The organism is Heyndrickxia sp. MSNUG (genome assembly GCF_049532715.1).
GTDB lineage: Bacteria > Bacillota > Bacilli > Bacillales > Cytobacillaceae > Mesobacillus.
This window is the reverse complement of the sequence record NZ_CP150978.1, coordinates 1,336,745-1,350,091: the sequence shown is the minus strand read 5'-3', so window position 1 is coordinate 1,350,091 and position 13,347 is coordinate 1,336,745. Positions and strand designations below refer to the sequence as shown.

Genomic DNA, 13,347 nt, shown 5'->3' with positions numbered 1-13,347 from the left:
TGTTATTCCTCTACCCCTATTTTGCCGAAAATCACTACATTTAATTGTCTTTTTATGATATTACCGATAAACTATTATCATATTAAGGTTGAAAGCAGGTGAAAGGTTTATGTCAGTAAAAATCATGGCTGACAGTGCATGTGATTTGCCATTCCATTTTTATGAAGAAAATGGGGTCATACTATTTCCTTTAAAGGTCCAAATTGACGGTACTGAATACGAGGACCTTAAAACAATTCAGCCTAAACAAGTGTACGATGCCATTCGTGCTGGCAATCTTCCTAAAACCTCACAGGCTTCCCCTGCAGGTTTTAAAGAAGTGTTTACTGAATTAGCTAAAAATAACCAAGAAGGTATATACATAGCATTTTCTTCTGAATTATCAGGAACATACCAGACAGCTGTAATGATTGCTGAGCAGGTGAAGGAAGAATATCCTGACCTGAATTTAACAATCATTGATTCAAAATGTGCTTCGCTCGGACAAGGCCTTTTGGTTATGGAGGCAGCAAGGATGGCGAACGAGAATTTTTCAAAGGAATACATCTTGAAGGATATCCATTTCCGCAGCCAGCATATGGAACATCTATTTTCTGTAGATGATCTTGACCATCTTGCGAAGGGTGGACGCGTTTCGAAAGCCTCTGCATTTGTTGGCGGACTTCTCAACATCAAACCATTATTGAATGTTGAAGACGGGAAGCTTGTGCCAATCGAAAAGCTCCGCGGAAAAAAGAAATTACATAGAAGAATCGTTGAGCTGATGAAAGAACGCGGTGACGGCCTTGAAAACCAGATTGTCGGAATAAGCAATGCGGATGACGAGGAAACTGCAACGGAAATGAAAGATATGATTATTCAGGAACTAAATCCGAAAGATGTTGTGATTACTTCGATTGGAGCGGCGGTAGGCTCACACACAGGACCAGGTACCCTTGCCATTTTCTTTTTAAATAAACAGCCATCATAATCTTACATACTCCTTTCAGGTTTTAGGAAAAATAAAATGAATCCTAAATCTGAAAGGAGTTTTTATGTATGCCGCATACTTCCGATAACGATAAAAAGGCAAAGGACAACAATGCCCTTCGCCATGAAAAGAATATGATGCGAGAGAAGAACCGCAAAGCAGGTAAGAATGAGTATTCAAAGAAAACAGACCATATATAAGGGTATAAAAAATAGAGCCATCCGGCTCTATTTTTGTTTTTTATATGTCCAGTTATCTTCCTGATAGATCTTATCTTCTTTCATAAGCCTTCCAAGAGCTCGTTTGAAAGAGCCTTTGCTCATTCCAAAACGCTCCTGAATGTCTTCAGCCATGCTCTTATCATGATATGGCATGGCGCCATTACGCAGCTCTAAATAATCCATTACTCTTTGGGAATCTTCATCTAGCGCTTCTTGCTTGCGCGGCAGAAATGAGATGTTGACCGAACCATCTTCTTTTACATCGATGATCCTTCCTTCTACCTTTTCACCGATGCGTGGTTCTGTCCGGCGCTGTGATTCATGGATGAAGCCTTTGAAGCCTTCTGCGGTAATAATCCAGCTTCCAACCCTTGCAGTACGGTAAATATAACCATGGACGTTTTTATTGAAATCGCTCATGGTTGCTTTGATGGAGATATCCTGGATGACAGGATCTGTAGCCATACGTGCGTAAATCATGTTGTTCCGGTTCACACGAAGGGTGATATAGAGCAAGTCCCCTTTTTGCGGCCAAACCGATTTTACAACCGGCAAATCTTCCTCGCCAAGCAATATATCTTTGCTTATGCCGATATCAAGGAAAACTCCAATACCGTCTTTTACGTCTACAACCGGCACCCAGTCGTAAGTTCCTACGGAAACCTTAGGTATAGTGGTAGTTGCGGTAAGCCTTCCTCTTGAGTCCACAAAAAGAAAGACTTGTACTACATCACCTTCGTCAAATGTTTGATCTGTATCATTGGAGTGGAGAAGCACATCTTCTTCCCCATCGGTTAAAAAGTATCCATATTCAGCAATTCTTGCCACAGTCAGCTCCAATGTCTGGCCTGTATAATCATTCAAGGACATATATTTCCTCCTGCATTAAAATTTTTCATAAGAATGTTTATTGATATTAATCTCTCACGGTTGCAGAGATTTACTTATTTTCGAAGTATATTTTTATCATTAAACTTTTTACATAAGTATACCCTATTTACGCAAAGTTGTTTGAACTGCTATATTTTACTATAATGGAGACATAATTAAAATGTTTTTCTGGAGGTAGTTATGTCTAAAGAGAGCTCATTTGATATTGTATCCAAAGTTGAAATGACTGAAGTCACCAATGCGATTACTATTGCAATGAAGGAAATACAGACTCGTTATGATTTTAAAGGAAGTAAGAGCGATATTTCACTGGATAAGGAAGAGCTTGTTCTTGTGTCCGATGATGAATTTAAGCTTGACCAGCTAAAGGATGTGCTATTCAGCAAAATGATTAAGCGCGGGATTCCTGTGAAGAATCTTGATTACGGAAAAGTTGAGCGTGCTTCAGGGGGAACTGTCCGCCAAAGAGCAAAGCTTGTCCAGGGAATTGACAAGGAAAACGCGAAGAAGATTAACACGATCATTAAAAATAGTGGAGTAAAGGTAAAGAGCCAGGTACAAGATGACCAGGTTCGCGTAACTGGGAAAAATCGTGACGACTTGCAGAAAATCATTGCTGCAGTCAGAGAAGCCGATCTAACTGTTGACGTGCAATTCGTGAATTATCGTTAAGCTAAATGTTAAAACTAAATAGGATGAAAACATCAGCGGACATTGACATTGTCCGCTGTTTTTTTAATTAACTCTGTCCTTTGCTGTGTTGAATACGACTGTTGAATTCCGCTCGAGGAACCCTGCTGCTTCAATCAACAGCGCTGCAAAATCAACCATTACCTTTAACATACTTATACTAAAGCCCTTCATCATTCTTTCACAAACCCTAGACAATTTCCTTTTCTTTATCAGTTAGTATTAAAATATATAGCTCTTTGTGACATTTGTCTGCTTTTTGTTTTAATCAAGCTAAAACTTTCACAAATCCTTCACAAAGCACTATTGGTTTTCCGTTAATCTCGAGTTAATATACCAGTATGGGTATAAAAATAAACTTTCCAACCGAAAGGATGATAATAAAATGGGGAAAAAAATCATAATTGTTGGCGGCGTAGCAGGTGGGGCAACCACAGCAACTAAACTTAGAAGATTAGATGAGCAAGCTGAAATCGTTTTATTTGAAAGAGGAGAATTCATTTCTTTTGCAAACTGCGGTCTTCCATACCATATAAGCGACGTGATCGAAGATAGAAATAAATTATTGCTTCAGACAGTCGAAGGAATGAATGCGCGTTACAATTTGGATATCCGTAATTTTTCTGAAGTTACAGCTATTAACCGTGAAGATAAGACTGTTTCTGTGAAGCATGTTCAAACTGGTGAGGAATACACTGAAAGCTATCATGTCCTTGTTTTATCACCAGGTGCAAAACCAATCGTTCCTCCAATCGAAGGCCTGAAGAGCAACAATGTTTTCACATTAAGAAACATTCCGGATATGGATAAAATCAAGAAATACCTTGAGGAAAACAATCCAAAGAACGCAGTCGTCATCGGAGGCGGCTTCATCGGATTGGAAATGGCAGAGAACCTAGTCCATGCAGGCGTGAATGTTACCCTCGTTGAAAAATTGCCACAGGTCATGGGACCGGTCGATCCTGAAATGGCTGCGATTGTTGAGGATGAGTTAAGAAAAAATGGTGTGGAATTAATACTTGGAGATGGCATTACCGATGTCCAGGAAAATGGTACTAAGGTTGTTCTTGAGAGCGGTAAGGTGCTTGATGCAGAATTGATCATCCTTTCAATTGGTGTACGTCCAGAAAATAAGCTTGCACTTGAAGCTGGACTAGAAGTTGGAGAGCGCGGCGGCATAAAAGTGAACGAATACCTTCAGACTTCTGATGAGTCTATTTATGCCATGGGTGACGCAATCGAGGTCATTGACTTTATCAATGGTCAGCCAACTATGATCCCGCTTGCATGGCCTGCTAACCGCCAGGCGCATATAGTCGGTCACCATATCAATGGACGTAAGATTGCCTACCCTGGTACGCTCGGCACTTCCATTGTTAAGGTTTTCGAATTGACCGCTGCAACAACTGGTAACAGTGAAAAGCTATTGAGAAGACTTGATATTCCGTATGAAGCTGTTCATATCCACCCAATGTCACACGCTGGCTACTACCCAGGCGCCGAGCAAATGTCTCTTAAAGTCATTTTTGATAAAGAAACTGGCAAAATCTATGGTGCGCAGGCAGTCGGGAAAGATGGCATTGATAAGCGTATCGATGTTATCGCAACTGCCATCAAGGGCGGTTTGAGTGTGTACGATCTTCAAGAGCTTGAGCTTGCATATGCACCGCCATTCTCTTCTGCTAAAGACCCTGTGAACATGGCCGGTTATGTAGCATCCAACATTGTGGATGGCACAATTGAAACTGTCCAGCATTATGATGTTGATGATTTAATCAAGGACGGCGCAATCATGATTGACGTCCGAACTGAAAAAGAACATGCAGCTGGAAAAATTGAAGGTTCAAAAAACATTCCGCTTGATGATCTTCGCGGCCGCCTTGACGAGCTTCCAAAGGATGAAACGATCCTGATCACTTGCCAGGTTGGACTAAGAGGATACCTTGCATCCCGTATCCTGCAGCAAAATGGCTTCAAGGTTAAGAACCTGACAGGCGGATACAAGACATATTCTATTTTCAAGAAAACCACTATGTAAAATGCAAGGGCCCCCTTACTTGGGAGCCCTTAGTCTGTATTAAAATGTGTGGAAATTCTCAAGAAATTCTTCATTATTTATCCGTCCACATTAAGTCTTGAATTCCTGTTGATTGGAGTGGAAGGCGCGAAGACTCCTGCGGGCGCAGCGGCCAAGGTGAGACCCCGCAGGAGCAAAGCGACGAGGAGGCTCACCTGACGCCCCGCGGAAAGCGAAGCGCCTGGAACGGAAATCAACAGCCCCATCTCACCTCTAACCAAAATAGAAGAATGTGACCAAAAAGGTGTTCGGAAAGAGTATATTCCGAACACCTTTTGGCTCCTTCATTCCCTAATGAATTAATTTCCATGTTTTTTCTCTGGATTTTAAAGGAATTTAATAAGTGTTGAAACTAAAAACCAGGAGTGAATTTAATTATGCCAAATGAATTTAACAAACAAGGATTCCCGCCGCAACATCAGAACCATCAGCCGGGCACTGAACCAGAAATGAAACCAGAACCAAAATCAGTTGATGACAATTATAAGGGTTCAGGAAAATTAACGGACAAAGTAGCCTTAATCACAGGGGGCGACAGCGGAATCGGGAAATCTGTGGCGATTTACTTTGCCAAGGAAGGTGCCGATGTGGCCATCGTGTACCTTGAAGAGAATAATGATGCACAAACGACAAAGGAGCTTATTGAAGCAGAAGGCCGCAAATGCCTGTTGATTGCTGGGGATGTGGGAGATGAATCATTCTGTAATGAAGCCGCCAAGAAAACAATCGATGAATTCGGGAAGATTGATATCCTTGTCAATAATGCAGCTGAGCAGCATCCGCAGAAAAGCCTTTTAGACATCTCGGCAGCTCAGCTTGAGAAAACATTCCAGACCAATATTTTTTCGATGTTTTATTTAACTAAGGCTGTACTTCCTAACCTTCAGAACGGAAGTACCATTATTAATACATCATCCATAACAGCTTATAAAGGCCATGAGACATTAATTGACTACTCTGCGACTAAAGGGGCGATTGTAACATTTACTCGATCCCTAGCCATGTCACTTGCCTCTAAGGGCATCCGTGTTAACAGCGTTGCACCTGGCCCTATCTGGACACCGCTAATTCCCTCCACCTTCACAGCAGAGGAAGTGGCTAAATTTGGGACGAACGCTCCAATGGGACGCGCTGGCCAGCCATATGAACTTGCACCTGCCTACGTCTATCTGGCAAGTGATGACTCCACATATGTCAGCGGTCAAACGATCCATGTTAACGGCGGCACAATCGTAAACGGGTAAAAGTGAAACTGTAATAAAAGAAGCAAAGCATCGCTGCTTTGCTTCTTTGTTACACAGATATTTGCTTATGGTCTTTAGGTTGCCCGCATGAAAATCTCGGTACGATTTTAAATGGAACGATAATCCTTTTTATCGGTTCACCTGGATTTTCAATCTTTTGGATCAGGCTTTTGGTCGCCTGATATCCAAGGTCAAAAATATTAATGTCTACCGATGTTAACGGTGGACGAGCCATTTCGGCTATCAATACATTGTTAAAGCTGACAATCGAAATATCATCAGGGACAGAAATGCCCAATTCATCTAATTTATTCAATACTCCCAGTGCCATCAGATCATCGGCAACGACCATCGCGGTTGGCGGCTTCTCTAGCGACAGCAATACCTTAACAGCATCCTGCCCGCTTTCTCGCAGGAACTCGTCATTGACGATATACTCATCGATAAGGGATATTCCAGAGTTCCTCAAAGCTTTTTCATAACCTAACAATCGTTCAACGGTAACGACTAAATCAAGGTTACCACCGATAAAGCCTATCCGGTCATGGCCAAGCTGGATTAAATGCTCTGTAACTTCTTTGCCTGCCTTAAAGTTATCGTTATCGACATAGCTGATATTCTCGTCATCCTTAAAGGGTTTGCCGATTACTACAAACGGAAAATCCCTCTCCCTTAGGTAGGCAATGACTCTGTCCTCAACCTTAGAATAGAGGAGGACGACTCCATCCACTCTTCCTCCCTGGACCATCGCAACGACCCCGTCGAATATTTCATCTTCTGTTTTCCCTGTTGTCATATGCAAGGCGTATTGCTTTGAATGTGCGCCCTCACTTAAGCCGGACAATACAGTCGGAAAGAATGGATTTTGGAAAACGACATCTGTAGAGCTAGGCATAACCAGCCCGATTGCCCGTGTCGATTGGCTTGCAAGGCTTCTGGCAATAAAGTTTGGATGATACCCAAGCTGGTCCATTACCTCTCTGACTCTTTCTTTCGTTTTTTCGCTAATTCTTGGACTGTTGGCGATTACACGCGAGACAGTTGAAGGTGCAACATTGGCAACCTTTGCAACATCTTTTATTGTGACAGCCATAAGATCCCCTCCCTCTGGCCAGAAAAAATCCTTATCTTTATTATAAATGAATTGTACAGGTTTTTTCCGTATTTTTTTCGACGTTCTTCATTTCCCCATTAACATCAACGGTGGTAAGTTCTGGCGCATCGTGAAGGATGATATCGACTTCCTGCCACTCAGGCTCATATCTTCCCTCGGTTGAAATCTTTAAAGAAATCTCTCTATTCATAGCCTTGATCTCAAAAGTTTTCAGGCAATACTCACCGCTCTCATAAGCAAAAGTTGTACCGTCATCATCATACATTTTGAAGGTTGAAGTACTATCTGGCTGATAGTAGTAATGTAAGATTCTTTTTGAGTCTGCTGCTGCAGTTGAATGCCTCACTTCACCTAATGCAATGACCGTGCCTTTTTTAATAAAAATCGGCAAAACTTCAAGTGGAGCATGGACTAAATGGTGATTTCCGCCAGCATACACTTCGTCAGTCCAGTAATCAACCCACTCACCTTCGGGAAGATACACAGCACGATGTTCAGCTGATGGCTGCATGATTGGGGCTACGATGATATTGTTCCCAAGCATGAACTGATCGGAAAGATTGAATGTATTTTCGTCTTCTGGATATTCGAGCATTAACGGTCTCATCACTGGTAAACCTTTTTGCCAAGCTTCGGCAAATAGAGTATAAAGCTGAGGCAGCCATTGATAGCGAAGCTCGATATATTTTTTTATGATTTGTTCATATTTTTCACCGAATGACCATGGCTCCTGGCGAAGTGTTCCAATGGCACTGTGATTCCGAAAATATGGCGTGAAAGCGCCAACCTGGCTCCACCTTGCCAAAAGCTCTCCGTTCGAATCATGCGCAAAGCCGCCTACATCCGGTCCTGCAAATGGAATACCTGACAAGCCCAGGTTCATTACCATTGGAATTGATAATTGCAAGTGCTCCCAGAAACTGCGATTATCACCCGTCCAAACAGCCGCATATCTCTGGACACCTGAAAATCCTGACCTGGTCAGCAAAAATGGACGCTTGCCGCCAAGCTGCTTTTTCATTCCGTCATATGTTGCCTCGCCCATTAACAAACCGTATACATTATGGAGTTCACGATGTGTCTTAGGATTGCCGTCATTATTGTGCATAACTTTCAGATCCATGGTTTTTGACTCGTTGAAAACAGATGGCTCATTCATATCGTTCCAAATTCCTTCGATGCCCAGATCAGTATAATATTTATGCTTTTCGCCCCACCATTCACGTGCTTTGCTGCTCGTGAAATCAGGAAATGCACTATTGCCAGGCCAGACATCCCCAAAATAGAGGCTGCCTTCAATGTATTTACAGAAATGGTCTCCGTATATGCCCTCCTGGTAAATGGGATACTCAGGATCTTCCTTGACACCAGGATCAACTATTGGAATGATCCTGATGCCTTGTTCTTTTAAATCACGTACAAGATTTTCTGGTTCAGGGAATCTTTCTCGGTCAAACGTAAAGACTCTGTATCCGTTCATGTAATGGATATCAAGATAAACGGCATCCAAAGGAATTTCCTTCTCTTTGAAAATCGCTGCCAGCTCGCGCACCTCTTGTTCTGATTCATAGCTGTACCTTGACTGGTGATAGCCGATTGCCCATTTCGGCGGAATCGGCGCCCTGCCCGTTAACGCTGTATATTGCTCTAGGACATCTTTGGGTCCAGGACCGGCCATTACATAAAAATCAACGATTCCTCCTTCAGCACCAAATGAATACACATCTGCTTCGGAACGGAAGTCGAAAGTAGATTTGAAAGTATTGTCAAAATGGATCCCCTGGGCTGCCCCATTCCTCAATACCATGAAGTATGGATGGGATTGATATAACGCATCGGTTTCCGGGTTATGAGGAGCATATACATCTGTATTCCACATCGTCAGCTTTTCGCCGCGCTTATCGAGATAGCCGGTTTTCTCACCAAGACCATAATAATGATCTTCATGGTTACGGGTGCTATGACAAATTACTTCACCAGTTGGCTTAAAACCAATGCCTTTTTCCTTTTGCTCGAATAGGACCCGCCTTTGTGAATCCATAACCGTAATTCTGATCGGTGTTTTTGTTATAAGTACCGTTAATTTTGGTGCTTCCAATCTGAATGCATTTTTTTCATCGTTTAGCTTTACTTCGCTTTTTTCTGGTGCCAGCACTATCGCAGGACTGCTGTCCAGCATTACTTCTTTTAAAGGCTGGAATACAAACCTGACGATGTCATCCCTGTAAAATACGACGGCAAGTTCTCCATTATCAGCAGAAATCTTAATTTCATTCTCTGTCTTACTGATATTTTTTGCATTGCCTATGTCTTGAAAAGGGTTTTTTTCTTCGTTCATCCCTTGATCAGGGCGGATTGCAAAACTTGTATCCTCTAGCATTTTGCTTAAACCTCCTTATTTTTAGGAGTTCTTCCTTCTCGCCCTTCTTAATAGCATAAAAAAGAAGATAATGAAGGCTGCATATACAGTGCCCATCGCAACCATATACGGAATATTCAATCCAGTCTTTTCTGCCAGTACGTAAATCTCAGCTTTTTCACGATCGATTGACAGCTTGTATTCTCCATCCTTGCTTCTGACTAAGTCATTTGCAAGCAGGCCTCTTAACTCCTTGTCATCTGCAAGTTGGTCTGCTGTCAGGGTGATATTCTGAGTATTGGATGTATTATTGATCGCAATGACTGAGGTTTCGTCTTTATAAGTACGCTTAAATACAGCCATGCCTTTCTTTTCATATAGCATTTCAAAATCACCGCGCGTCAGCGATGGCAGCTGGTTTCGAAGTTCGCCAATTTTGGTGATGTAATCGATTAACTCTTTATCTGCTCTAAAGCTCATTTGCCTGCGATTGTCTGGGTCATCCCCGCCATTCATGGCAATTTCACTTCCATAATAAACAATTGGAATTCCCGGAGCCGTATACAAATAAGATAAAGCCATTTTCCATCTTGTACCCGGATGCTGCCTGTTCTGGACAGCGTCCTGTGTAAACCTCGCTGTATCATGATTATCCATGAAGTTACCCATCAGTTCAGGATTTTCATAGATTACTTCGTTTCTTTTTGCGGTTGTAAAAAGCCAGTCCAAAGTCTGGTCAGGCTTTGCAAACGCCGTTCGGAGATGGTCATTCAACGGGTAATCGACAAAACCGTCTATACCTGCCTTGTCATATTTCGCAATGTAATTCGGATCGGATGACCACACCTCCCCAATTAAATAGAAATCTTTCTTGACACTTTTTACTTCCTTCGAAAACTCTGACCAAAAATCAACTGGAACATGGCGGACTGTATCGAGCCTGTAACCATCGATATCTGTTTCTTCAATCCACCACTTCGCTGCATCAAGCAAATATTTTCTCGTTTCCGGATTTTCCTGTGCCAGGTCAGGCAAACCATACAGCCAGTTATTTTCCATCTGGTTCTGGTCGTTCCAGTCAATAATATCCTGCTTCTCATGGAACCAGTTTTTCTTAGCTGGATCATTAACCCATTCATGATCAGGAGCCACATGGTTAACGACAAAATCAAGGATAATCTTGATGTCACGCTTATGGGCTTCCTTTACTAGTTCTTTGAACTTGTCAACGCTTCCAAAATGTTCTTCTGTCTTATAGAAATCTTTGATCCAATAACCATGGTAGCCTTTATCGGCATTATCAAAAACTGGTGTCAGCCAGATAGCGGTGAAACCCATATCTTTTATGTAATCCAGTCGATCGATAATCCCTTGAAAGTCTCCACCATGGTACGCTTTTGGATCCTGCATATCCACGTCGAAATCATTACTATTGTCACCGTTATTAAAACGGTCCACCATTAAAAAGTAGATTGTTTCATCCTGCCACTTGCGTCCTTCTTTTTCAACGGCTCCTACAGGTAGGGCGGAAAAAAGAAGAAACATAAATAAGATGAAGGTTGTTAATCTTTTTTTCATCCTTGTTCCTCCTCATAATTTAAGCAAAGGCCAAATATGGCCTTTGCTTAAAAGTGTGTGCCCTAATAGATTATCCTTTTGTTCCGCCAGCCGTCAAACCTGATACAAAGTATTTCTGGAATGACAGGAACAATAGTGCGATGGGAACTGCAATTAAAACAGCACCAGCCGCGAAAGTGGTGAATTCCGCACCGAATTGCTTTGCTACCAAATCGTATAATCCTACAGCCAAAGTATACTTGCTTTCTGTCCTTAACAACACAGTAGCAAGGATAAAGTCGCCAAATGGAGCGATGAATGAGAACAATGCAATGACTGCAATGATTGGTGTCGCAAGCGGCATAACAATTTGGAAAAAGATTCTTAAATGGCCTGCGCCATCCATTTTCGCTGACTCATCAAGCTCCTTCGGAATTGTGTCAAGATACCCCTTCATCAGCCAGGTATTCATAGGAATGGCTCCGCCGACGTATACAAGGATCAAACCAATATGAGAATCCAATAAGCCTGTAAGCAACGCTAAAATGAAAATTGCAATCAATGCTGCAAAGTTAGGAATCATTTGCAGAATCAAGAACGTCATCAAACTGTTTTTACGTCCAATGAAACGGTAGCGTGAGAAAGAATAAGCAGTCAAGCTGACCAAAATTACAGTGAATACCATTGTCAAGACGCTTACCTTCAGTGAGTTCCAGTACCAGTATAAATAGTTGCTCTTACTAGTGTCGAATAGCTCTTTATAATGAGACAGCGTTGCATTTTCAGGGATGATGTTTGAACCCGATAAACTCTGCCCTGGATTGAAGGAAGAACCAACAATCCAAAGAAGAGGATAGATAATGATCGCAAACATTGCCAAAATCACAAGATACGTTAGTGTCAATCTGATATACTTCTGTCTTTTTATACTCATATTACATCATATCCTCTTCTTGGAATGATTTCGTTCTCTTGAACTGCCATAAAGCTACACCGATAACGATCAGTGACAACAGCATGGTGATAGCGGCAGCTTTAGAATATTGTGCAGATGTCATGGTGAGTTTGTAAATCCACGAAATCAGGATATCCGTTCCTCCGGCGTTTCCGCCTGGAACTGCAGGACCCCCGCCATTAAAGAGATAAATTATATTAAAGTTATTGAAGTTAAAAGTATATTGGGTAATCAGGATTGGCGCTGTCGCAAATAGAACGAGCGGCAATGTAATGCTTTTGAACTTTTGGAAGTTTGTTGCTCCATCCACAGTTGCTGCTTCATAAAGTTCTTCAGGGATGGATTGGAGTACGCCTGTCGTCATTGCAAAAATGAACGGGAATCCAAGCCATGTCTGGATCAAGATCAATGCGATTTTTGTATACATTGCTTCAGTCATCCAAGGAATTGGATCAATTCCAAAGAATCCAAGGATATCACGGTTGATGGCACCGAATGATTCATTGAACATCCCAGCAAAGACAAGAATGGAAACGAATGCTGGAACTGCCCAGGGAAGAATGAACACAGTCCGGATGATTGCTTTCCCTTTTACATCCTTTTGATTAACAAGGATCGCCAGGAACATACCAAGTGCAACCTGGAATGTTGTTGCAACAAATGTCCAGATGATAGTCCAAGAAAGTACGGAGAAAAATGTTTGACGCCATGATTCCAATTGGAACAGGTCGAAAAAGTTCTTAAGACCTACCCAGTCTACGAGCTTCGCAGGCGGAGAATGGTAAAGGTCATAGTTTGTAAAGGCAAGCAAGACCACAAATATGATTGGAAATACAACAACGAAAATGAGCAAGAGGAATCCTGGTGACATAATCAGATATGGGAATCCATTGTCCACAAGGTTATTGTATTGCTCCTTCAGGGTACTAAGATTTAAGCCCATGTCCCTTTTTAAACCGGTCTTATATGCATCATTCAAGTTAAATAGATAGAAACCGATTCCAAAAACGAGGACAATGACAGCCAGTATCCCTTTTACAAGCAAGAAGATTGAATGGTCACGAGGTGTTTGTTCACCAAGTGTAAAAATCCCCCACAATCCCATGTTTAGCAGGTCAGAGAAAACTCCGAAGAATGCCCCTGTTAAAATAAGAAAAATGATCCCTTTTAAATATTGTTTGTTGTACAGCTGTCCAAGCCCTGGAACGATCGAAAGGGCTGTTGCTATTCTGCGGTGGTTGGTTTGATAGGATTGCTCTTTCATCCTAT

The 13,347-nt window shown here is 41.9% G+C and carries 12 protein-coding genes; 5 read left to right on the top strand and 7 right to left on the bottom strand.

Translation table 11 applies throughout. The features are described from left to right. Nucleotides 1–109: 109 nt before the first annotated feature. Nucleotides 110–970, top strand: coding sequence for a DegV family protein (locus AABM38_RS06625; RefSeq protein WP_423409677.1), 861 nt, complete (start codon nt 110–112; stop codon nt 968–970). A gap of 68 nt (nt 971–1,038) precedes the next feature. Next, nucleotides 1,039–1,170, top strand: coding sequence for a DUF3941 domain-containing protein (locus AABM38_RS06620; RefSeq protein WP_207498922.1), 132 nt, complete (start codon nt 1,039–1,041; stop codon nt 1,168–1,170). 27 nt (nt 1,171–1,197) lie between these two features. Here AABM38_RS06620 and AABM38_RS06615 read toward each other — a convergent pair whose 3' ends face one another. Next, nucleotides 1,198–2,061 (bottom strand): CvfB family protein, encoded by an 864-nt coding sequence (locus tag AABM38_RS06615; RefSeq protein ID WP_423409676.1) that lies wholly within the window; start codon nt 2,059–2,061, stop codon nt 1,198–1,200. A 201-nt stretch (nt 2,062–2,262) separates the two neighbouring features. Here AABM38_RS06615 and AABM38_RS06610 point away from each other — a divergent pair, with 201 nt between their 5' ends. Beyond that, nucleotides 2,263–2,754 (top strand): YajQ family cyclic di-GMP-binding protein, encoded by a 492-nt coding sequence (locus tag AABM38_RS06610; protein WP_335378375.1) that lies wholly within the window; start codon nt 2,263–2,265, stop codon nt 2,752–2,754. A gap of 63 nt (nt 2,755–2,817) precedes the next feature. Here the strand turns inward: AABM38_RS06610 and AABM38_RS06605 are convergent, their stop codons facing one another. Then, the gene (locus AABM38_RS06605; protein ID WP_423409675.1) at nt 2,818–2,949 is read right to left on the bottom strand and encodes a hypothetical protein; all 132 of its coding nucleotides are present in this window, start codon (nt 2,947–2,949) and stop codon (nt 2,818–2,820) included. Between the two features lie 208 nt (nt 2,950–3,157). On the opposite strand from AABM38_RS06605, the gene AABM38_RS06600 reads away from it, so the two are divergent. Then, on the top strand, nt 3,158–4,810 hold the full coding sequence (locus AABM38_RS06600; protein ID WP_423409674.1) for a CoA-disulfide reductase: 1,653 nt from the start codon (nt 3,158–3,160) through the stop codon (nt 4,808–4,810). Nucleotides 4,811–5,226: 416 nt separating this feature from the next. Continuing rightward, nucleotides 5,227–6,093, top strand: coding sequence for an SDR family oxidoreductase (locus AABM38_RS06595; RefSeq protein ID WP_423409673.1), 867 nt, complete (start codon nt 5,227–5,229; stop codon nt 6,091–6,093). 49 nt (nt 6,094–6,142) lie between these two features. On the opposite strand, the gene AABM38_RS06590 is transcribed toward AABM38_RS06595, so the two are convergent. The 5 genes from AABM38_RS06590 to AABM38_RS06570 form a co-directional block, all read right to left on the bottom strand. Then, the gene (locus AABM38_RS06590; RefSeq protein ID WP_423409672.1) at nt 6,143–7,186 is read right to left on the bottom strand and encodes a LacI family DNA-binding transcriptional regulator; all 1,044 of its coding nucleotides are present in this window, start codon (nt 7,184–7,186) and stop codon (nt 6,143–6,145) included. Nucleotides 7,187–7,226: 40 nt separating this feature from the next. Next, entirely contained in the window at nt 7,227–9,587 is a 2,361-nt protein-coding gene (locus AABM38_RS06585; protein WP_423409671.1) for a glycoside hydrolase family 31 protein, read from the bottom strand. Nucleotides 9,588–9,608: 21 nt separating this feature from the next. After that, nucleotides 9,609–11,144 carry an alpha-amylase family glycosyl hydrolase gene (locus AABM38_RS06580; protein WP_423409670.1) on the bottom strand — a complete coding sequence of 512 codons (1,536 nt, stop codon included), beginning with the start codon at nt 11,142–11,144 and terminating at the stop codon, nt 9,609–9,611. 70 nt (nt 11,145–11,214) lie between these two features. Further along, nucleotides 11,215–12,057 carry a sugar ABC transporter permease gene (locus AABM38_RS06575; RefSeq protein ID WP_423409669.1) on the bottom strand — a complete coding sequence of 281 codons (843 nt, stop codon included), beginning with the start codon at nt 12,055–12,057 and terminating at the stop codon, nt 11,215–11,217. A 1-nt stretch (nt 12,058) separates the two neighbouring features. Continuing rightward, a complete protein-coding gene (locus tag AABM38_RS06570) occupies nt 12,059–13,342 on the bottom strand; it encodes an ABC transporter permease subunit (protein WP_423409668.1) in 1,284 nt (427 codons plus the stop codon). Nucleotides 13,343–13,347 lie beyond the last annotated feature (5 nt).

Bases quoted from the DNA above. Each gene is read 5' to 3' on its own strand.
- AABM38_RS06625 (WP_423409677.1), top strand. From the start codon at position 110: ATGTCAGTAAAAATCATGGCTGACAGTGCATGTGATTTGCCATTCCAT.
- AABM38_RS06620 (WP_207498922.1), top strand. From the start codon at position 1,039: ATGCCGCATACTTCCGATAACGATAAAAAGGCAAAGGACAACAATGCC.
- AABM38_RS06615 (WP_423409676.1), bottom strand. From the start codon at position 2,061: ATGTCCTTGAATGATTATACAGGCCAGACATTGGAGCTGACTGTGGCA.
- AABM38_RS06610 (WP_335378375.1), top strand. From the start codon at position 2,263: ATGTCTAAAGAGAGCTCATTTGATATTGTATCCAAAGTTGAAATGACT.
- AABM38_RS06605 (WP_423409675.1), bottom strand. From the start codon at position 2,949: ATGATGAAGGGCTTTAGTATAAGTATGTTAAAGGTAATGGTTGATTTT.
- AABM38_RS06600 (WP_423409674.1), top strand. From the start codon at position 3,158: ATGGGGAAAAAAATCATAATTGTTGGCGGCGTAGCAGGTGGGGCAACC.
- AABM38_RS06595 (WP_423409673.1), top strand. From the start codon at position 5,227: ATGCCAAATGAATTTAACAAACAAGGATTCCCGCCGCAACATCAGAAC.
- AABM38_RS06590 (WP_423409672.1), bottom strand. From the start codon at position 7,186: ATGGCTGTCACAATAAAAGATGTTGCAAAGGTTGCCAATGTTGCACCT.
- AABM38_RS06585 (WP_423409671.1), bottom strand. From the start codon at position 9,587: ATGCTAGAGGATACAAGTTTTGCAATCCGCCCTGATCAAGGGATGAAC.
- AABM38_RS06580 (WP_423409670.1), bottom strand. From the start codon at position 11,144: ATGAAAAAAAGATTAACAACCTTCATCTTATTTATGTTTCTTCTTTTT.
- AABM38_RS06575 (WP_423409669.1), bottom strand. From the start codon at position 12,057: ATGAGTATAAAAAGACAGAAGTATATCAGATTGACACTAACGTATCTT.
- AABM38_RS06570 (WP_423409668.1), bottom strand. From the start codon at position 13,342: ATGAAAGAGCAATCCTATCAAACCAACCACCGCAGAATAGCAACAGCC.